15 protein-coding genes are annotated in these 20294 nt (G+C 53.5%); 4 read left to right on the top strand and 11 right to left on the bottom strand.

The annotated features are described in order from the left end of the window. Positions 1–33: 33 nt before the first annotated feature. The 7 genes from C4F51_RS13690 to C4F51_RS13720 form a co-directional block, all read right to left on the bottom strand. Complete coding sequence (locus C4F51_RS13690; protein WP_193910699.1) at positions 34–2799, bottom strand: family 78 glycoside hydrolase catalytic domain; 2766 nt, start codon at positions 2797–2799, stop codon at positions 34–36. Positions 2800–3375: 576 nt separating this feature from the next. Continuing rightward, complete coding sequence (locus tag C4F51_RS13695; RefSeq protein ID WP_193910701.1) at positions 3376–4512, bottom strand: sialidase family protein; 1137 nt, start codon at positions 4510–4512, stop codon at positions 3376–3378. A gap of 34 nt (positions 4513–4546) precedes the next feature. Next, positions 4547–6031, bottom strand: coding sequence for a tripartite tricarboxylate transporter permease (locus C4F51_RS13700; protein ID WP_193910703.1), 1485 nt, complete (start codon positions 6029–6031; stop codon positions 4547–4549). After that, positions 6028–6609, bottom strand: coding sequence for a tripartite tricarboxylate transporter TctB family protein (locus C4F51_RS13705; protein WP_193910705.1), 582 nt, complete (start codon positions 6607–6609; stop codon positions 6028–6030). The genes C4F51_RS13700 and C4F51_RS13705 overlap by 4 nt, the downstream gene beginning before the upstream one ends. Further along, a complete protein-coding gene (locus tag C4F51_RS13710; RefSeq protein ID WP_193910707.1) occupies positions 6606–7562 on the bottom strand; it encodes a Bug family tripartite tricarboxylate transporter substrate binding protein in 957 nt (318 codons plus the stop codon). Before C4F51_RS13710 ends, C4F51_RS13705 begins: the two co-directional genes overlap by 4 nt. A gap of 39 nt (positions 7563–7601) precedes the next feature. After that, on the bottom strand, positions 7602–8531 hold the full coding sequence (locus tag C4F51_RS13715) for a dihydrodipicolinate synthase family protein (RefSeq protein WP_193910709.1): 930 nt from the start codon (positions 8529–8531) through the stop codon (positions 7602–7604). Continuing rightward, the gene (locus tag C4F51_RS13720; protein ID WP_193910711.1) at positions 8531–10189 is read right to left on the bottom strand and encodes a signal transduction protein; all 1659 of its coding nucleotides are present in this window, start codon (positions 10187–10189) and stop codon (positions 8531–8533) included. The genes C4F51_RS13715 and C4F51_RS13720 overlap by 1 nt, the downstream gene beginning before the upstream one ends. A 179-nt stretch (positions 10190–10368) precedes the next feature. Between C4F51_RS13720 and C4F51_RS13725 the strand changes: the two genes are divergently transcribed. Further along, a complete protein-coding gene (locus C4F51_RS13725) occupies positions 10369–11370 on the top strand; it encodes a LacI family DNA-binding transcriptional regulator (protein ID WP_193910713.1) in 1002 nt (333 codons plus the stop codon). Positions 11371–11410: 40 nt separating this feature from the next. On the opposite strand, the gene rlmF is transcribed toward C4F51_RS13725, so the two are convergent. Next, positions 11411–12394, bottom strand: coding sequence for a 23S rRNA (adenine(1618)-N(6))-methyltransferase RlmF (rlmF, locus tag C4F51_RS13730; RefSeq protein WP_193910715.1), 984 nt, complete (start codon positions 12392–12394; stop codon positions 11411–11413). A 27-nt stretch (positions 12395–12421) separates the two neighbouring features. On the opposite strand from rlmF, the gene C4F51_RS18270 reads away from it, so the two are divergent. Together C4F51_RS18270 and C4F51_RS13735 are read left to right on the top strand one after the other, a co-directional pair. After that, on the top strand, positions 12422–12550 hold the full coding sequence (locus tag C4F51_RS18270) for a hypothetical protein (RefSeq protein ID WP_268905040.1): 129 nt from the start codon (positions 12422–12424) through the stop codon (positions 12548–12550). Between the two features lie 5 nt (positions 12551–12555). After that, entirely contained in the window at positions 12556–13944 is a 1389-nt protein-coding gene (locus C4F51_RS13735) for an ADP-ribosylglycohydrolase family protein (RefSeq protein WP_193910717.1), read from the top strand. A gap of 65 nt (positions 13945–14009) precedes the next feature. Here C4F51_RS13735 and C4F51_RS13740 read toward each other — a convergent pair whose 3' ends face one another. Beyond that, positions 14010–14876 (bottom strand): oxidoreductase, encoded by an 867-nt coding sequence (locus tag C4F51_RS13740; RefSeq protein WP_193910719.1) that lies wholly within the window; start codon positions 14874–14876, stop codon positions 14010–14012. A 130-nt stretch (positions 14877–15006) separates the two neighbouring features. Between C4F51_RS13740 and C4F51_RS13745 the strand changes: the two genes are divergently transcribed. Further along, a complete protein-coding gene (locus C4F51_RS13745) occupies positions 15007–15915 on the top strand; it encodes a LysR family transcriptional regulator (RefSeq protein ID WP_193910721.1) in 909 nt (302 codons plus the stop codon). A 190-nt stretch (positions 15916–16105) separates the two neighbouring features. Here C4F51_RS13745 and C4F51_RS13750 read toward each other — a convergent pair whose 3' ends face one another. Beyond that, the gene (locus C4F51_RS13750; protein WP_193910723.1) at positions 16106–19171 is read right to left on the bottom strand and encodes an efflux RND transporter permease subunit; all 3066 of its coding nucleotides are present in this window, start codon (positions 19169–19171) and stop codon (positions 16106–16108) included. Continuing rightward, positions 19168–20292 (bottom strand): efflux RND transporter periplasmic adaptor subunit, encoded by a 1125-nt coding sequence (locus C4F51_RS13755; protein WP_193910725.1) that lies wholly within the window; start codon positions 20290–20292, stop codon positions 19168–19170. Before C4F51_RS13755 ends, C4F51_RS13750 begins: the two co-directional genes overlap by 4 nt. Between the last annotated feature and the right edge of the window lie 2 nt (positions 20293–20294).

A 20294-nucleotide genomic window follows, 5' to 3' on the forward strand; every position in this document is an offset into this window, starting at 1 on the left:
AAATGCACCCCGGAGGCGAAGCAAAACTACACCTTACTCATTGGCTACAAAAAAATCATAGCTGCCCGAAGGTACCCGATAAACCTGACGCAAACCGTTACCCGGTAACGGCTCAATGGTTTTGGTATCGGTTACAGGCTTGCCATTCAGGGTTACCTCACCCTTGCCGGGCAAGTGAACCTCGGCGGTGGTGTTGGCAGGAATGGTTACGCGATAGCGCCAGCCGTTGTTTTCAAAATCCCACCGGGCGCTGATTGGCCCCTGCACCGATTGATAAGTGGCTTGCGCCCAACCCAGCTCGCGAACCGGCTGCGGATAGAGGCGGATTTTTTTGAAACCAGGTTCATCCTGGCTACTGCCGATCCCGACCAGATCCTTGTAGAACCATTCAATAATATGCCCGAGCATAAAATGGTTGTGCGAGGCGGTGTGGTTGGCGTCCCAGGATTCGGTCAGCGCGGTTGCGCCTTTTTTAATTTGATAACCGTAACCGGGTTTGTCGCTCTGGTTGATCATGCGGTAAATCACATCCGCCCGGCCACCGTTGGAAAGCGCTTGCAACAAAAAGCGGAAGCCAACATCGCCAGCGGTCATGGCATAGTCGCGGTCAATAACGTCTTGCACCAGGTTGGCAAAAACACGATCCCGCTGGCTTTCTTCTACCAGCCCCAACTCCAGTGGCAAGGCATTGGCGGCTTGCGAGTTGCCAGCGTAATAACCTTTTTCTTCATTGAAGAAAGTACTGTTGAATTTTTTACGAATTGCAGCCGCTTCATTGCGGAAATTTTCTGCATCGGCTTTTTCATGCAGTACGTCAGCAATTTTCGCCAGCACACTTGCATCATAAAACAGGAACGCGGTTGCGGTTAAATCCGGGAAGGTTAACTGCGCCTTGCCGGGTTTTTCCGGCCCCAGGTCATACCAGTCACCCAAACCTTCGCTGAGAATATAATCATCCGCTCGGGTTTTGAGATGGGCAAAGTAGGCTTTCATGGCCGGGTAATATTCACGTAATAAATCGGTATCGCCTTCAAATTGATACTGCTGCCAGGGCACCAGAATCAGAGAAGCGCCCCACTCTGCCGCGTGGCGAAACGTACCTTTGAATTGAACGTATTCCGGCGCGATATTGGGCAACGCACCTTCTTCGGTTTGTGAATCGCGCATGTCGCGCAAACTTTTGGTGAAGACTCTGGCCATATCAAACTCGTAACGAATGGAAGGGCCGTTCAAATGGTACTGTTCAAGCCAGCCCAATTTTTCCCGGTGTGGGCAATCTGTCAGTACCGATACAATATTGGAACGCTGCGCCCAACGCACCAGGTCGCGAATTTGATTCAGCAGCGGATTGGCTGCCGAGAACTCGCCAACCGGCGAGGCAATGGAATGCACCAGCAAGCCTTCAACGGATAATAATTCCGGCAACACATCACCCGCTTTACGAGCTGGCACTTGCGCCGAGGTTGGCACCAGACCATGCGGATCCGCCGGGAATACATCCAGTTTCAAATAACGCGAACCCACATAATAAAAATGCGGCGCCCATTCTTCGTCTTCATCGGTCGCTTTGGTGTATTGCCACCAGGCACTGCCGCGATGCGACAAACCGGTGGTATCGCGATTGATGGTGCCATCAGCATGGGTGATTTCAGAAGGGGTCAAGCGCACCGTAGAACCCGCCGGGCCACGCACGCGAATACGCGGCATCCAGGTGGTATTTTGGCCGAGGTCATAAACCCTGGTGCCATCGGCGAAATCCTGCACGGCCTTTGGCTGGCGGGTTTCAATAATGCGAATCGGTTCAGCAGAAACGCTCTGCCCTTTCAGCTCGCCTTTTGGTCGCATAATGATTACCGCATTCAACCAGGCGCGATCATCAAATGCGGCGGTGCTCCAGCCAGCGGGCAGTGCACGCGCATCGTAATCTTCACCGCCGTAAATACTGTTAAACACCCAGGGGCCGGTGTGTGCTTTCCAGCTTTCATCGGTGCCGAAAAATTCGGTTTTTCCGTTGGCGTATTCCAGTTGTAAATGCAGGTTGGCGCGCAGCGGGCCGAATGAACCGGCGAATTTGGAGAAGCGGTTGCGGGGCACAACATTGTACATACCGTTGCCAAGCATAAAGCCCAACGCGTTATCGCCTTCCTGCAATTGCTCGGTGATATCCCAGGAGGAATACAAGGCGGTTTTGTCAAAGTTGGTCCAGCCAGGAGACAGTAAATCTTCCCCCAGTTTGCTGCCATTTAAATGCAAGTCATAAGTGCCCAAACCTACTGCATGTAGTACAGCGCTTTTCAGCCCTTTGTTAACCACAAAATTTTTGCGCAGCAATGCAGATTCCATGGCTTGCGGTGGCGTAATCCAAACGCCTTTCCATTCTTCCTGGCTTAACACGCCCATGGTCCAGCTTGAGGTTTCACTCCAATCGGATGCTTTACCATCGCGATCCCAGACTTTTACCTTCCAGAATACTTGCTGGGAAGATTTAATAGGTTTTCCGGCGTAGTGTACGTGGATATTTTTGGAAGAATTTTGCTTGCCACTGTCCCACAGGTCGCCGCGATTGCGCTGCAATTGCGCTTCGCTACTGGCGACCAGAATTTGCCAGGCCGTTTGCTTTTGCCCTGCGTCTTCGCTTTTCAAGCGCCAGTAGAGTCGCGGGTCAGTGCGGTCAATACCCGTGGGGTTGACCGTGTTTTCTGTTTCGAGGTGATAAACCTGCAACCCCGCAGCATGAACAAGCGTTGCTCCTGCCAGTAAGCAGAGTGCCGTAATAGTTGATAAAAACCAGCGTTTCATAAAACACCTTTTTTATAAAAGTCAAAAGCAGGTGGTGCTTGAGAATTGGAGTTCAGTCATCCGTTTACCGTCGGGATAAGAGCATTTCGAACACGCGTGAATACGTCCATGTAGCTCCGCAAGCCATCCATGGCTTGCAAGGTGTCGAAACGCTCTTATCCCGACGGCAAACTCGCATTGGAGCGAAGCAAACCTTATAAGAAAAAACGGAATGCCAACTCATCCCTTAGATGGGATATTTAGATTTCTTTGTTAAAGCCTTCAATCCCAGATTATATAAAGAAGAGAATCTGTATATTCCGAAGTTGAGAGAAACACAGTTGGACGAAATTTATGCCGCACGATTACTCAAGATACGCACAATGTAGTTTGCCGTCAGGATGTTTGTTTCAAAGCCTTCAAGCCATGGACGACCGCCATGGATGGCGGAAGTTAGAGCAACGCAGGAGCAGTTGCCGTTGGCTTGATGGAGCTACATGGATGTATTTATGCGTATTTGAAACAAACATTCTGACGGCAAACGGTCGGTATAACATCTCCCGTTTCAATAACCCCCAAACTGCCTCTATCAAATAATCAAAGCTTCGCCGGATCAACCACTACGTGTTTGATACGTTTGCGATCCCATGTGTAAGTTAAATGCACCAAACCATCGGCGCTTTGAATCATCGCCGGGTAGGCATAACCGGAAACCAGAGGTTTATCTTCCAACGTTAAAATCGGAGTCCAGCTAATGCCATCATCAGAAATTGCCAGGTTCAACGGATAACGAACGCCTTTGCCAGGAGTATCCGGACGGTGGGCGGAATGATTGTAAATAATTAAATGACGACCATCTTTCAAAGTTACCGCATCAGTACCCGAACTCGGGTTTGGCAAATCAATAGCAGAAACCGGTGTCCAGGTAATGCCGCGGTCGCTGGACCAGGCGGATGCCAGTGCGCCCTGTTTGGTGCGGGCGACAGCTTGCATACGGCCATCGGCGTGTACCAGAACACTTGGCTGAATAGCATCAATACCCGGGCCGCGATTTACCATTTCGCTTTTGGTCCAGGTTTTTCCCTGGTCTTTGCTGCGTTCAAAATGCATGTGCCACACTTCCATGGTTTCCGAACTGGAAGGTGACAGCCAGCTGCCGTCGTTGGTGACGATAGGTTTGTTTTTAATCGGGCCGAGAATGCCGTCCGGCAAACGCTCCGGTGTGCCCCAGGTGCGGCCGCCGTCAGCTGAGCGCATTACCATGCCCCACCATTCACGCGGGTTGGGGCCGACTTTGTAGAACAGCAGCAAGTCACCTACTTCCGGCTGGAATAACACCGGGTTCCAGGTCGGTTGGAATGTGCCGTCCGGCTGTTTGCCGTTGGCGACTTCCACCGCTTTTTGCCAGCTGCCATTTTCAAAATGGGCAATATAAATACCGACATTCGGATGGCGTTCGTGCACACCGGCAAACCAGGTCGCGACCAGTTTTCCGTCCAGAGTTTCGGCAATGCTCGAGGCATGCGCTTGTGGATAAGTTGCATCGCCGTCAATCATTTGTGCCGATAAGATGGCGGATACCGGTTCGCCTTTATTGGCGGTTGGCGATGAGGATTGCACGGCGCAGCCGCTTAATATAGCGGCGGCGAGGATGCCGGCACAAAATGTTGTTACACGTTTGCTAACCGGCACAGAGCGCGTGGCCGTTCGGCGTGAAGACAGTGTAAGTAACATGGTTGATACCTCTCAATTTATTATGGGAAAACGGTTAGCGGGCGCGACGGGCACGCCAGACACGACGCAGCAGAGGCAGTAAAAACAGCAGCGCCATGAGTGTCAAAAAGGTTAAGGCGATGGGGCGTTCCAGTAAAATCCAGGCACCCTGATCGTAGAGAATAAACATGCGGCGCAAATTCGATTCCAGCAGCGGCCCAAGCACCATGCCCAACACGATGGGCGCAACGCCAAAGCCCTGGCGAATTAAAAAGTAACCGACGATACCGCTGACCAGCATAACGCCAACATCGAATAAGGTGTTGTTGACGCTGTAGGCACCGACCACGCACAGAATAAGAATGACCGGGTTTAACCAGTGCAGCGGCACCTGATTTAAACGCGAGAATAAACGCACGCCGAGCAAACCGAAAATTAATACCAGCAGGTTGATCAGTAATAAACCGGCGAATATCATGTACACGGTTTGTGCGTGATCCTGAAACAGCAAGGGGCCGGGTTGCAGTCCGTGCACCATAAAGGCCCCGAGAATAACCGCTGCGACGGTATCGCCAGGAATACCAAGCGTTAATAAAGGCACCATTGCACCACCGGTAACGGCATTGTTGGCGCTTTCGGCAGAGGCCAAACCGTCGAGGTTGCCTTTACCAAACGTTTCCGGCTCTTTGCTGACGCGTTTGGCTTCGGTGTAGGAAAGAAATGCGGCAACATCACCACCGGCACCGGGCACGGAGCCGACAAAAGTGCCAATTAAACCGGAACGAAACATCGGCCACTTGAGGCGCTTGCCCACTTTCAAATGCGATAAGGTGCCGCGAATGGAAACCGGCTTTACCGCATTTTTAGGAATGGAAGATGGCGGTTGCAGGTAGCTGGTCATCAAGGCAGAAAAGGCAAACAAGCCAATCAATACCGGCACAAAAGAAATGCCGCCCAGCAGATAAAAATTATCGAAAGTAAAACGGGTATAACCGGTAAAGGCATCCACGCCCACAGTGGATAACAATAAACCCAGCGCGCCGCCAATAATGCCTTTTACCGGGTTGTCAGAGCTGATCAAAATAATCGCAGAAAGCCCAAGCGCCGCCAGCGCAAAAAATTCCGGTGCAGAAAATTTCAGCGCGAAGGTGGCGAATACGGGCGCGAGAAAAATCAGCACCAGTGCGCTCAGTGTGCCTCCCACAAAAGTGGCCAGTGTGGATATCGCCAGCGCTTTATCGCCCTCGCCCCGTTGTGTCATGGGGTAGCCTTCAAAGCAGGTAACTACCGACGCCGGTGTGCCAGGCGTGTTTAATAAAATCGCCGGAATTGAGCCACCGTAAATGCCGCCAACATAAATACCGAGCAGCATAATAATGCCGTCTGCACTGTTCATGCCCAGCGTCAGCGGAAACAACAAGGCCACCGCCATGGTGACAGACAAGCCCGGCAAGGCGCCGAGAATAATCCCGATCAGTACACCGCAAACCGCTGCCAGCACGCTGCTCCAGGTGAGCAAGGAGGTGATCATATCCATCATGGTAAAGGCACTCCCAGCACCTGCAGGAACAACACATAAATCGCCAGCGTAATGGCCGCAGAAACTGCGGCGATGTGCAGCAAGGCTCGCCAGTTAATGGATGGTTTGAACAGTGATGGACGGGGCGACGGCATAAACAAAGCCAGCGCCATCAACATAAAAAAGGTGGCTATTAAAAAACCGGCCCATGCCAGCGCCGGAATATACAACAGGGTAAGCAGGGGTAATAACCAGGCGATGTAACGATTCGATGCAGGAGCCGCATCATTTACCTCAGTTAATACATTCGGTTCTTCAGCAGGCGCTTTTTCGCCAGACGGCTTTTCAGCAAAAATTTCCGCAGCGCTGGCTTCCGGTTCGGCAGCGGCAACAGGCTGTTCCGGTTTGCGAAAGGAGCGCCATAATAAAACCAGCGCGCAAATCAGCAACAACACGGCCATGGCGCGCGGCAAAAACATCGGCCCCAGCGGATCGGTTAATACGGTTTCAAAACCGATGGCGTAGAGGAGTACCGCGGCGGCAATGAATAACAGCACACCGGCGGTAATGCGTTCGGCAATAGCGGGAGAAAATGTCATTGTACGCCGAGCCCCTCAACCAGAGTTTTATAAAAGGCATCGTCTTCTTTAATCATGGCATTAACGGCGGCGGTATCGGCGGTGTTAACGACGATGCCCTGCCGCGCCATATAATCCACATACTCCGGGTCTTGCAATGCTTTGGAAAAAGCCTGCTGCAAAATCAAACGGCGCGATTCAGGCACACCCTTGGGAACACCCAACGCGGCCCAGGCGCGAATGGTAAGGTCAGTACCCAGCTCTTTAAACGTAGGCACCTCGGGGTAGAGCGGCATGCGGCTGTCATTCATTACGCCGAGCAATTTCAATTGACCGGCAGCAATTTGCGCGGTTGCGTTAGCGGGGCCTACGGTGACCGCATCAATATGCCCGCCGACCAAAGCAACAATGGCTTCTGCACTGCCACCACTGTAAGGCACATCAACAAATTTCACAGCGTAATGGTCTTTTAAAGACATCGCCGACAAATGCCAGATGGAACCAATGCCGGAATTACCCACGCGCAATTTCCCCGGGTGCTGGCGCGCGTAGGCCATAAATTCTTCAACGCTGTTAAAAGGGCTTTTGCTGTTGACAATGAGCGCGCCCGGCTCAGCAATGGGCGCGACCAGAAAATCGAAATTTTTATAACTCATGGGAGAGCGGCGCAGGTGCGGCAGAATCGCCAATTCCACCGTCGCCATCACCAGCGTGTAACCATCAGGTTTTGCCCGCGATGCGGTGAGCGTGCCCACAATACCGGACGCACCGGAGCGATTAACCACGCGAATTTGCGCCGGTAAATATTTTTCGGCAACCCGTACCAGACCACGCGTACTGATATCCGTACCGCCACCGGGGGCGTTAGGCACAATAATAGTGATGGGCTGCGCCGGAAAATCTTCAGCACTCACCGCGGTACTGACCATGGCGATAACACACACCGCCAGGATCAGCCATTTTTTAAACTGCATGGACGCTCTCTCGTTATGATTATGACCGGCGTTATGCTACTACAACCACTGCTGCGCCAGGGTTTCCACCAACGCCTGCATTTGTTCAATCGTTGCACACTGGGCCTGGTCGCGCACAAACGGCTCGGCCGGGCGCACACGCGTAACAGTGGTGGCGAAGTTACCCAGGGTGGTTTGCCAGTGCTTGGCGCAAACCGGGTAGTGCAAATGCTCCGCCATGGATGCGGTGGTCAATGCCTGGGAAAGCTGCAACGCCGCCTCGGGATGCGTGCGGTAATTTTCATACAGCCAGACGTACAGCGCCGGGTGAAAATTCGCCATCACGCCGCTGTAACCGGCAGCACCGGCTTGCAGTGACGACAACAAGGTTGTGGTGTTGGCATTCAACAAACGCAGCGAGCTGCCTTCGGTTTGTACCAGCCGCTGGCGAATGGTGTCGATATTGCAGCAGGTGTCTTTGATGGCGCGGTAGCGACCGTCTTCCAGGCACCAGGACAAAATTTTCGGCGTTAGCAAACGTTTGTACGGCGCCGGACATTCATAAAAACCGAGTTTGGTTTCCCGCTTCAAATCACCGGTAACCTGGCGGAGGTTATCCAGCCAGATATCGTCGGATTGAAACGGCGTGGCAAAGCGATTGGAAATAAAAATCAGCGCCGCCGCACCCAACTCCTCCATGCGCAACATCTGCTCGCGTTGCTCAGCAACCGATTCAGCGGTGTGACCGGATACCACCACTGGCACACGGCCATCGGCGATATCCAGCACGAATTTGCCAATCAGCAATTTTTCACGATCGCTGAGGGCAAAAATTTCGCTGGACTGGCAGAGCGCAAACAAGCCGTGCACACCGGCATCAATGTACCAGTTGATCAGGCGCTCAAGGCTGCGAAAATCCACCTCACCGCGCTGATCAAACGGCGTCAGCATAACCGGCCAAACACCTTCAAAAATATTGTCGCTATGCATTAATGGCGCTCCCCGGCTACTGCAGAACCGGTCAAATAAACCTTCATACCATGCGCCAGTGCCTGTGCAGCAAACGCACGCAATAATTCTTCCAGCTGATTTTCCGGCACATAAGCCAGGGTAATGTGGTTACTCTGATGCCCGGCCATTAACTGGTCGCGATCCACACCGTGCAGCACCGCGTTCATCAACGGCCACTGCGGCGTGGTCGCTTGTGAGCGGCGCTGGAATTCGGCCTGAGGTAATTCAACGGCGGTACCGCTGCCAATATGCAGATGCACATCGGTGCCTTCGTAATGCGCCCGCGCCCACAGGAAAGCACCCGCCTTACACTGTCCGCCAATGGTGGAACCACCACGCGGGAAGAACATCGCTGGCTGGCGATAACCGATAGCACCGGCAATGCCGCCCTTAATGTGCGAGAAAGGCACCGCGCCGGAAATTTCGAAATCCCAATAAAAAGTGCCTTCGTATTCGCTGCCCCAGCGAATATCGTGCAACGTGGTTTCAGCATTCAGGCCTACGCTGTCGAGCAAACGGAACAGCAGCGTTTGCGGAATGGCGGTGCCCATATCCACTTCGTTGATCACCGGGATCGGCTTGCCTTCGCGAATCACCTGCCCTTGCGCGTTTCGAATCGGGAAACGTTCGGTAGAACCCAGCGCCCCTTCGGCAAAGTCGGAGGCGGCGCAAACATCTTTCAAGCCCTGCTGGTATTGCACACCCACACAGGTAAGGCCGAAACGCTCGGTAAAGCGGGCCATGGCAATCATCATAGCGCACTGTTCCAGCACCTGGTCGCGGGTCAGTTCAGTGGCAGAATCGCTACCGTACTGGAATTGCATGCCGCGCTCTTCGTACCAGCGCAAGCACTCGTCCCGCTCGGCGTCCGTGACCAGGCTCATTTCATACACCAGCGCCGATTGCGACAGGCCTTCCAGCGGCATGGCGATGTCCATCAATGCTTTTTGCGGGAATACGCCGTTGATCATGCCCATGCAGAAAGTATCGAACAGCCCCATGATTTCTTTGTGACGCAGGCTCCAGGCAGCCACCTCACGCCCGGCGTCCGCAGCAGCGCCCTGCACAAAGGCATCGCTGGCAGACAGCGGTTTCAGGTGGCTGGTGTCGTGCTGGATGGCTTTGTGATCAATCCACTCTTGCAGTTTTTGCAGGAAGAAGTCGTCTTCAAACTTTTCTGACCAAAGGCGCGAATGCTTCACCCCGATACTGGTCAACGAACCGCTCAGGCAGAGCAAACCGACCAGCCCCGGCCAGGTGCCGTCGAAGTTGGCAATCAGCAGAATCGGGCCTTTGTGGTGCGCCAGGCTCACCGCCACATGGTGGGAGTATTGCCATACCGCCAGCATCACCACCAGCGGCGCATCGGCAGGAATGGAAGCGCAAATATCCGAACCTTCACGCTGGCTGGCGATAAAACCGTGGCCACGCCCCTCTTCCACCGGCATGGCGCGGCGCAGGTTGTAACCGAACTGATCCTTGAATACCTCGGCCAGTTTTTGCTCGCAAGCCTGCTGTACCGGCCAGCAGGTGAGATTGGCAGAATCGCGCAAGTCACCGCTGTTAATCATAAAAATGTCGTTTTCAGCGCAGGTTTGTACGGCTGGCAAGGGTGGCAAATGTACAGCGAGGGCCATGGAGTTACTCCGGTTGATCATCTGATTTATTGTTGAAATAAAGCTAATTCGAGTTAGCAAAAAATTTATCACGAATAAAATGACAAAAGCAATCACTGAAACAGTAAATATTTTTGTTGCAAACTCGAGTTAGCACTGGCTTAATCGCCAAAACCGTGAAACACAGAAGAAAGGGAACCATGGCTAAAACGGTCGACGAAATCGCCTCCGAGCTGGAAATATCCATCACCACCGTACGGCTGGTGCTATCCGGCAAGGCCCGGCAGTACCGCATTAGCGAGCGCACCGAGAAGCGTATTCGCGATTACACCGACGAGCATGGCTACGCCCTCAACTACACTGCCCGCAGCCTGAAGTTGCAGCGCACCGATACCCTGGGGCTGATCATTCCGCGGCTTTCCAACCCGTTTTTCGCGGCGCTGGCTGAAAAGCTGGAGATTCGCTGCCGCAACGCCGGGCTGCAATTGATGGTGTCTTGCTGCCATAACGACCCGGACACTCAAATCCATTTGATAGACACCTTCAAGCAGCGCAACGTGGATGGTTTGTTTATTGTTCCCAGCGATAAAAACAGCTTGAAGCACTGCCAAACCCGCTTCGAAAACCGCACCCTGGTGCTCGACCGGGACTTCAAAGCCAAACTGCCGCTGGTCATGAGCAACAACGAAAGCAGCGGCGAACAGCTCACGCACAAACTGTTGACCGCGATTACCGGCAAGCCGAATATTGTGTTTTTGATTGGCAACCCGCAATTACCCACCATCGCCGCCCGTTTAAAAGGCTTCAAGCAGGCGTTGAAAAATCACGGCATCAAACGCAGCCAGGTAACCTTGCTGGAAAGCCCCAGCAATCGCGATGAAGATGGCAAACAATTGATGTTGCAGTGGCTGGCAGAAGGACGAGGCGTGCCGGATATTTTACTGACGTCATCACTGCCGGTTTTTGAAGGCGCGCTGTCTGCGGTGCGCCAGCAGCTGCGGCAGATCCCAGAAAGCATGACGCTGGGCACCTTCGATGATCACACCATGCTGGACTTTTTACCCAACCGGCTTTACGCCGCCCGCCAGAATGAAGACGACCTGGTGCAGGCCGCGCTGACCGGCATGAGCGCATTGTTAAATGACCAACCGGCACCGGAAGATTACATTGCAGATATTGAAATTGTGGAGCGGTGGGAATAAAAAGCGGGGCGGTTTTTTTCAGAAACCATCACCAAAATTTTTACATAAACGTCCACGCCAGTATTCGGGTAATTTTATTACCCTGCACCATTTCTATTTCGCGCACATCCAGTGCACCGGTTTTAGCCAGCAACTTTTTAGCGGGTTTCAGGTTGTCGGCTTTGGAAACCAGGCTGGTAAACCAGCGGCATTGCGCTGCAAACAACTTGCTTTCCTGAATCATTTTTTTAAGAAACAGTTGCTCACCGCCATTGCACCACAACTCCGCTTCAAGACCACCAAAATTCAGCGTCGGCGAATTGGCTGATGATGCGTTAGTAGCGCTGTTTTTATTGCCGCGCACATTACCGCGATTGCGCGCAAGGTTATCCAGCTTGCGCTGGCTGCCTTTTAGCGCTTCTTGCAGCGACTCATGAAAAGGCGGGTTGCATACGCTGACATCAAAAAATTCGCCAGGCTGAATGATTCCCTGAAAAATATGGTTTTTATCGGCTTGTTTACGCAGCGTGAAACGCTCTTTCAAATCCGGGTTGTTAGCAATAATCGCAGCGACGTTTTCCAGCGATTGCGCATTAATGTCGCTGCCCACGCATTGCCAGCCGTATATTTTGCAAGCCAATAGCGGATATATGCCATTAGCCCCGGTGCCGATATCAAGCAAGCGAACTGCCGGTTTGGCGTTAAGCGAATTGCCGGCACGCTCAGCGGCTACCAGTAAATCGGCCACATAATGTATGTAATCCGCACGGCCGGGAATCGGTGGGCAAAGCGCACCTTCCGGCAGCTCCCAACCAACAATGCCATAGTGGTGCCTTAACAGCGCAGCATTTAAAGATTTCACTGCCAGCGGGTCAGCAAACTCGATAGAAAGATTACCGTAAGCGTTTGGTTTCACATAAGCCGCCAGGGGCGGATGGCTTTTTACCAGAGCGGGAAAGTCATAACCCTGGTTGTGGATATTCCTCGGGTGCAGGCTTTTTGAAGCTGTTGCTGTTTTATCTTTATGTTGACGTGGTGTGCCCATAGGAATATGCCGGAAAGGGAAAGCCAAATGGCGATGGATGCTGCTATTATCGGCGATTATAACCCTAATAGACGCATTCAGCAGACAGCTCTTGAACCACCCATCGCCGTACACATTATGAGCAACCGCCTGTTGAATAAAAACCCGCAGGAATAAAACCTATGCGTTACCTGACCGCTTGTCTTTTACTGTCCGGATATTGCTTGTTATCCGGCTGCGCCGCCTCGCCGGAAAAATCTGCCCTTGCAGAAAAAGAGCAGACCACAAACCCACCAACAACCATTGAGATTTCCCGCAGCGAATACCGCGATGCGCTTTATGGTTTCTGGCTGGGGCAATGCATTGCCAACTGGACCGGACTGGTTACCGAGATGGATAAAATCGGCGATATCGGCGCGATAAAAACCGGGCCCTTTTATACCCGCGACGATTGGGGCAAGCCGGATCAACCCAGTATTTGGGGGCAAGGTGTGCCGAGCAATCTTTCTGCAACCATTGATTTTGTGCTGGTTGGCCCGGACGGCATTTGGGGCTCTGATGACGACACCGATATTGAATACATTTATCAGCACCTGTTAAAAGACAGCGCCTCGGTCATCTTGACGCCGGAACAAATCCGCGATGGCTGGTTTAACCATATTTACTCCGACAAAGAACCGACACCTTTTGGCCGCGACCCGGAGGGAAATTATGAAAACTTTCTCTGGGTTGCCAACCAAAAAGCGTTTGATTTGATGAAAGACGGCGTTCTGCCGCCGCACACCGGCAGCCATCAACTTAATAATCATTACGACATGATCGATGCGCAGCTCACCACCGAAATTTTCGGATTTTTTGCCCCGGCGCGGCCAGACGCCGCGCTGAAAATGGGCGAGCTGCCGGTGAGAACCGTAGCGGATAAAGAAGCCGCCGATATTGCCAATTTTTACATCGTGATGTATTCGCTGGCCTCTGCTGTGGATAAATCCAAACCGATAAAAGAGCAAACCTTCTGGATGGCCGAACAGGCGAGAAAAGGATTACCCGAAGGGCAATACCCGGCAGCAATGTATGACTTTGTAAAAAACCTGTACCTCGCCAAAACACCCTGGGAAGAAACCCGCGATGCGATTTATGCGAGATACCAGCAACAGCAGCAAGACGGCTACGACATCACCTCGCGGAATTTGTACTGCAATGGCTGCTTTGCTGCAGGCATCAATTTCGCGGCAAGCCTTGTAAGCCTTTTTTATGGCGAAGGCGACTTAAAAGAAACCATAAAAATTGGCGCCCTCACCGGCTGGGATTCCGATAACCCCACGGCAACCTGGGGCGGGCTATTAGGTTTTATGTACGGCAAAGAGAATATTGAAGCCGCCTTCGGCCAAACCTTTTCCAACCGTTTCAATATCCACAGAACCCGCAAAGGCTTTCCGAATAACGGAATAGATTCTTTTGAAAATATGGCAGATGCTGGCCTGAGCATTGTCGATAAAGTGGTTGTTCAACTGCTCAACGGAAGCGTCGATACCGCTAATGATCGCTGGATAATTCCGCAGGCACATCAGTAGCGAGTAACCCGGGAATTATCGATTGAAAACCCGGGCGATGGCGCCCGGGTTTCACAGGAATTCCGCTAGATACTATCCAAGGCCAGCAACGCCTCAGCATCCAGGCGCAACGCACCCGCCGAGATATTTTCGCGCAGATGAGCCGGGGATGACGTACCGGGAATCACCAGTATATTTGGTGCCCTTTGTAGCAACCAGGCCAGAGCTACCTGCATCGGCGTAGCATTCAGTGAGCCTGCTACCTGGCTCAAGGCATCCGACTGTAATGGCGAAAAACCTCCCAATGGAAAAAAGGGCACGTAAGCAATGCCCTGCGCGGCCAGCGCATCAATCAAAACATCATCTTTACGGTGCGCGAGGTTGTATTGGTTTTGTACACAAACAATGTCAGTAACCGTTTGCGCCTCGGCAACCTGGCCTGCATCAACGTTGCTAATCCCGATGTGGCGAATCAGTCCCTCTTCCTTTAACCGCACCAATACAGACAGCGAATCTGCAATGGAGGAACCATCCGGACCGGCTACGCCGGGAGCCCGCAGATTTACCACATCGAGTACGTCCAGCTGAAGATGGCGCAAGTTGTCATGAACCGCCTCGCGCAACTGGTGTGGCGATGCAGCCGACTGCCAGGACTGATCGTCACCGCGTAAAAAACCCACCTTGGTAGCAATGACCAGATCATCCCGATAGGGGTGCAGCGCTTCGCGGATAATCAGGTTAGTGACATGCGGTCCGTAAAAATCGGCGGTATCAATATGGTTGATGCCAGCTTCGATAGCATCGCGCAGCACCGCGACCGCAGCGGTTCGATCCTTTGGCCAGCCCCACACATGAGGCCCTGCCAGCTGCATGGCTCCGTAGCCCATCCGGTTAAAACGCAGGTTGCTGCTGGCAACTGTAAATTGATCAATGGCGGGAGAATAAGTGGTCATGGTTAATCCTTGACGAGTCATGAGACAGATGATTATCAAACACAACCACATGGTAGGGGCAAGTCAGTCGTGTGATAATCCGGTCAATCACGTACAGGCTGTACGAAATTCCGCACACCAGGTTTTCCCAATGAGCATTGAACTTCACTCCATGGCTGATTTGACCGCTTTCGTTTTGATTGTCCAACACGGCGGATTTCGTCAGGCGGCACGCGCGGGCGGACACTCAGCCTCGGCACTTAGCGAAGCCATGCGGCGGCTGGAAAACCAGCTGGGAATTCGGTTGCTGGTGCGCACCACCCGTAGCGTGACGCCGACCGAAGCCGGAACATTGTTACTGAACCGGTTACGCCCTGCGTTGAGTGAAGTATCCAGCGCGCTGGACGTTTTAAATGAGTTGCGCGCAAGTCCACGCGGCACCCTGCGCTTGAATGTGCCGGTAATTGCCGCGCGTTTTTTCCTGCAGCCGATAGTAGACGGCTTTCTGAAGGCCTACCCCGACATTTTACTGGAGCTGGTTGTCGATAATAATTTTATCGACGTGGGCGCCAGCAGCTGCGACGCAGGCATCCGCTATGGTGAGCATCTCGAACAGGACATGATTGCCGTCCCTATTGGTCCGCGCACGCAACGTTTTGCTGTGGCCGCCGCGCCATCTTATTTGCAACAGCGCGGCCTACCCGTACACCCACGCGACCTGTTACAACACGCTTGTCTGCGAGGCAGATTTCTCAGCGGGGCCATGCCACCCTGGGAGTTTGAGCGTGACGGGCAAACGCTGACCTTGGAACCGGGCGGCCCCCTCATTGTTACCCCGACCGCCGCCGACCTGGCAGTGAGTGCCGCTATAGCCGGGCACGGAATCGTTTACCTGTTTGAAGAATGGTTAACCCCGCATCTTTCCAGCGGCCAATTGCAACCGCTATTAGAGGATTGGTGGCCGAGTTTCACTGGGCCTTTTTTATATTACTCCGGCAAGAACCATCTACCAGCACCACTGCGTGCGTTTATAGATTTTGTTAAAACTTTGCCATGTTGAACCAGCCGGCGCGTGTCAAAACATATAACCGGCGCGCAACCGTTATTCACTATTAACGCAGCGAGACACAAGGGCCGGAAAAGAACCAGCCGTAGTGCAAAATACATTCGCGTTTGATACAAAACGCCCGATCAAATCTATCGGGCGTTTTGCGATTCGGTGTCAACCTCTTAAAGGACGGGACAACCCATTAACCAGCCGCTTGCGGCTGGATTTTGTACCAGATGGCGTACATTGCAGGCAGAAACATTAAGGTGAGAAGCGTACCGGCCAGCGTACCGCCAATTAATGTATAAGCCAGCGCGCCCCAAAACACCGACTGGGTAAGCGGAATAAACGCAAAAACGGCGGCCAACGCCGTCAAAATGACCGGGCGGGCGCGCTGCACGGTTGCCTCAACAAGCGCATCGAAAGGTGCCAACCCCGCTTGCTTGTTGTGCTCAATTTGCCCGATCAGAATCAGCGTGTTGCGCATCAAAATTCCTGATAATGCGATCAACCCCACCAGCGCATTAATACCAAAAGGTTGCTGAAACAAAAGCAACGTGGGCACCACACCGATTAATCCCAGCGGGCTGGTAAGAAACACCATCACCATGGCGGATATCGAGCGCACCTGAAAAACAATAATGAGCAGCGTGATGGCCACCATGATGGGAAACAGCGGCAACATTGCCGCCGATGCTTTACCGGATTCCTCAATGGAGCCTGCCTCCACAATACGGTAGCCCTCCGGCAATTTTTCCATCAGCGGTTGCAGCTGTTTGGTAATTGCGGCTGACACATCCGGCGGTTGCAACTCTTCGGCAATGTCACCGCGTACAGTAATCGTCGGCAGGCGGTCGCGACGGCGGATTACCGGCTCTTCGGCGCGCACTTCAAACTCACCCAGTTGTGATAGCGGAATACGCTGGCCGTTGGCACCGGCCAGGGTAAAGTCGGCGATGCGGCTCGGGTCGAGCCGCGCATCACCGGCGGAACGCGCGATAACTTGCACCGTGCGAATGTCTTCACGCACCACCGTTACCGGCACACCACTGAGGAAAAATTGCAGTTGCTGCGCCACGTCACTGGAGGTTAGCCCCATGGCTTGCAAGCGGTTTTGATCCAGTACAAAGTGTTGCGTCGGTATGCGAGAACCCCAATCACTATTAACCGTGCGCATTAACGGGCTTGCACGCATCACTTGCTGCACATCGGCGGCGATTAGGCGCAGTTTTTCAGGGTCCGGGCCGGTAACCCGGTAAGCTACGGGGAAGGGACTGTAAGGACCAAATACCAGTTGCGTAACGCGCACGCGCGCTTGCGCGGCGAGGCCGTCGGCAACGGCTTTACGCAAGCGGTGCTTCAGCGCTTCACGTTCGGTTTCGCTATCGGTGCGGATAACAATTTTGGCAAACGATGGATCAGGCAATTCCGGCCCCATCGCAAAATAAAAGCGCGGAGCCCCCTGGCCAATGTAGGAGGTAACGATGCGAGCCTCCTCCTGTTTCGCCAGCCAGGTTTCTATCTCAGCCGTGGCCGTGCCGGTTTGCTCGATGGACGCCCCATAAGGCATTTGCACTTCCACAATTACTTCGGGCCGATCAGAGATAGGGAAAAATTGTTTTTTGACGATCCCCATCCCCAGCACCGCCAACACAAACAACCCGACTACCACACCGGCCACCAGCCCTTTGCGAGCAATAATGCGACCCAGCAAATGACGCATTTGATGGTAGCGGGGCGTATTGTAAAGCGCGTGGTGCCCCCCTTCGACCTTCTTGATACCGGAGAGCAATTTCACGCCGAGATAAGGCGTAAAAATGACCGCAACAATCCACGAGGCAATCAACGCAATGCCGACAATCCAGAACATATTGCTGGTGTATTCGCCGGCGGTGGATCGCGCAAAACCGTTGGGCATAAAACCCACGGCTGTTACCAGCGTGCCCGACAACATGGGCGCTGCCGTGTGGCTCCAGGCATAGGCGGCTGCGGCCACGCGGCTGAAACCTTCTTCAATTTTTACTACCATCATTTCGGTGGCAATGATGGCGTCATCGACCAATAACCCCAACGCCAGAATGAGTGACCCGAGGGTAATGCGGTCAAAATTTTTCCCGGTCATCGCCATGATAATGAAAACCAGCGCGAGGGTTAGCGGCACCGCAGCAGCCACCACGATACCGGCGCGCCAGCCCATACTCAAAAAGCTCACCAGCATCACTACCATCAAGGCGGCGAAAAATTTAATCATAAATTCATCGACAGACGCAGCAATGTTAACCGCCTGATTGGTAACGCTGGTCAGGCTCATGCCTAACGGCATATCGGCGTTGATGGCAGCCACTTTTTCTTCCAGCGCTTTGCCCAGGTCAAGCCCATTCCACCCTTCTTTCATCACAACGCCGAGCAACAAGGCGGGTTCACCGCCATTGCGAACCAGAAAAGTTGCCGGGTCTTCATAACCGCGCTTCACCTCGGCAATGTCGGAAAGCTTCAGTGTTCGATCTTGTACAACAATGGGCGTATCGCGGATGGTTTGGAGTTCGCTAAACGCACCATCGACACGAATAAAAACCTGTGGCCCGCTGGTTTCTATGGAGCCAGCGGGCGTTAGCAAATTCTGATTATTAAGCGCGGCAAAAATTGCTTGCGGGCTAACCCCCAAGGTTGCAAGGCGCTCTTGTGAAAACTCGACGTAAATTCGCTCGGGCTGCTCGCCCAGGATGTTGACCTTTTTCACGCCCGGCACATGCAACAATTGTTGGCGCAACACTTCTGCATCGCGCACCAGCAAACGCTGCGGCTCGCCTTTGGCTTTTAGCGCGAACAACGCAAAGGTTACGTCCGCATATTCATCGTTAACCATCGGGCCAATCACGCCGGGCGGCAGGTTGATGGCTTCATCGCCTACTTTTTTGCGCGCTTGATAAAATTGCTCCTGCACCTCGGCTGCCGGTGTGCTGTCGAGCAAGGTTAAAACGGTGAACGCCAAACCCGGTTTGGTGTAGGTTTCGGTGCGTTCGTACCAACGCAGTTCCTGCAGGCGCTTTTCGATTTTCTCGGCAACCTGATCCTGCATTTCCTGCGCGGTTGCGCCGGGCCACGCGGTGATGACGGTCATTACCTTGATGGTAAATGCCGGGTCTTCCGCGCGCCCCAATTTGAAAAATGATACCAGCCCGGCCACCGAGATCAGCACAATCAGAAATAACGTGATGGATCGCTCGCGTACCGCCAATGCGGAAAAATTGAAACGACTTTCGCTCATGGTAATACCACTCCATCAACCGCAGCCGTATTCAGGTTAGCGCCCTGAGCAAACCGGACAGCCATACCTTCATGAAGCAGATGTGCGCCGAGGGCGACAATTTCATCGTTCGGTTGAATGTCTCCGGTCACCAGCGCACCTTCATCATTCAAGCGCTGAATAGCCACCGAACGCCAACTCACCGTGGCGGTATCGCCGTTAATGATCCACACACCCGCGCCTTTACCCGCGTCATAAATGGCGCCCATTGGCACTTGCAAGCTGTTGCTCAACGCAAGCTGCGCATCCGCAATGTTGATCGTTACGGTTGTGCCCAGCGGCGCGTTTGCCAGCTCGCCTTGCAGCACATATCGCGCTTCAAAGGTGCGGGTTACACGGTCGGTGGTGTCTGATAACTGACGGAGAGTGGCGGGGAGCGCAACCGGTTGCGGGCCGAACAAGGTCGCTTGCCCAACAGAACCTATGGCAGGGCGAAGGGTTTCCGGCAATTGAATGATGGCTTCACGCGGCCCGGCATGAGCCAGGCGGACAACGGCTTGCCCGGCGCTCACCACCTGGCCGGGCTCAACCAGGGTTTCCATTACCACGCCGTCGGCGTCGGAAACCAGCTCGGCGTACAGCGTTGCGTTGAGTAAAACCCGCGCCTGTGCGATAGCCGCGCTTACGTTGGCATTGGCGGTGTCGGCAGCGGCTTTAGCCTGGTCATACGCCGACGCGGAGATAGCACCGGTGCCGCGCAGATCGCGGTAACGGGCTTCGTCCTCGTTCGCCTGCTTCGCCAGGGCTTTGGCTGCTGTCACGCTTTCCTGCTGTGCCGTTGCCGCCAGCTTCAAATCAACCGGATCAAGACGCAGCAAAGGCTGGCCTTTTTTAACGGTTTGCCCGGTGTCTACCAACCGTTCCAGCACTTTTCCGGAAACGCGAAAACCCAGGTCACTTTGCACCCGCGCGGCGACGATGCCTGAAAATGAGCGTGATGCTATGCCTGCGTCCTTCACCGCGACAACGCGAACCAGCGGAGCCTCAAGGCGCGAGTCAGGTTGTGATTTTCCACCACAAGCCACCAGCAGGAAGGGTGATGCGAGAATGACCGCGGATGAAATAAGGCTGAACCGAGCCATGA

Origin of the sequence: Cellvibrio polysaccharolyticus, from assembly GCF_015182315.1 — a bacterium.
In the GTDB taxonomy this organism is placed as follows: domain Bacteria; phylum Pseudomonadota; class Gammaproteobacteria; order Pseudomonadales; family Cellvibrionaceae; genus Cellvibrio; species Cellvibrio polysaccharolyticus.

Coding starts and splice junctions, on each gene's coding strand:
- C4F51_RS13690 (WP_193910699.1), bottom strand. CDS start 2,799: ATGAAACGCTGGTTTTTATCAACTATTACGGCACTCTGCTTACTGGCA.
- C4F51_RS13695 (WP_193910701.1), bottom strand. CDS start 4,512: ATGTTACTTACACTGTCTTCACGCCGAACGGCCACGCGCTCTGTGCCG.
- C4F51_RS13700 (WP_193910703.1), bottom strand. CDS start 6,031: ATGATGGATATGATCACCTCCTTGCTCACCTGGAGCAGCGTGCTGGCA.
- C4F51_RS13705 (WP_193910705.1), bottom strand. CDS start 6,609: ATGACATTTTCTCCCGCTATTGCCGAACGCATTACCGCCGGTGTGCTG.
- C4F51_RS13710 (WP_193910707.1), bottom strand. CDS start 7,562: ATGCAGTTTAAAAAATGGCTGATCCTGGCGGTGTGTGTTATCGCCATG.
- C4F51_RS13715 (WP_193910709.1), bottom strand. CDS start 8,531: ATGCATAGCGACAATATTTTTGAAGGTGTTTGGCCGGTTATGCTGACG.
- C4F51_RS13720 (WP_193910711.1), bottom strand. CDS start 10,189: ATGGCCCTCGCTGTACATTTGCCACCCTTGCCAGCCGTACAAACCTGC.
- C4F51_RS13725 (WP_193910713.1), top strand. CDS start 10,369: ATGGCTAAAACGGTCGACGAAATCGCCTCCGAGCTGGAAATATCCATC.
- rlmF (WP_193910715.1), bottom strand. CDS start 12,394: ATGGGCACACCACGTCAACATAAAGATAAAACAGCAACAGCTTCAAAA.
- C4F51_RS18270 (WP_268905040.1), top strand. CDS start 12,422: ATGGCGATGGATGCTGCTATTATCGGCGATTATAACCCTAATAGACGC.
- C4F51_RS13735 (WP_193910717.1), top strand. CDS start 12,556: ATGCGTTACCTGACCGCTTGTCTTTTACTGTCCGGATATTGCTTGTTA.
- C4F51_RS13740 (WP_193910719.1), bottom strand. CDS start 14,876: ATGACCACTTATTCTCCCGCCATTGATCAATTTACAGTTGCCAGCAGC.
- C4F51_RS13745 (WP_193910721.1), top strand. CDS start 15,007: ATGAGCATTGAACTTCACTCCATGGCTGATTTGACCGCTTTCGTTTTG.
- C4F51_RS13750 (WP_193910723.1), bottom strand. CDS start 19,171: ATGAGCGAAAGTCGTTTCAATTTTTCCGCATTGGCGGTACGCGAGCGA.
- C4F51_RS13755 (WP_193910725.1), bottom strand. CDS start 20,292: ATGGCTCGGTTCAGCCTTATTTCATCCGCGGTCATTCTCGCATCACCC.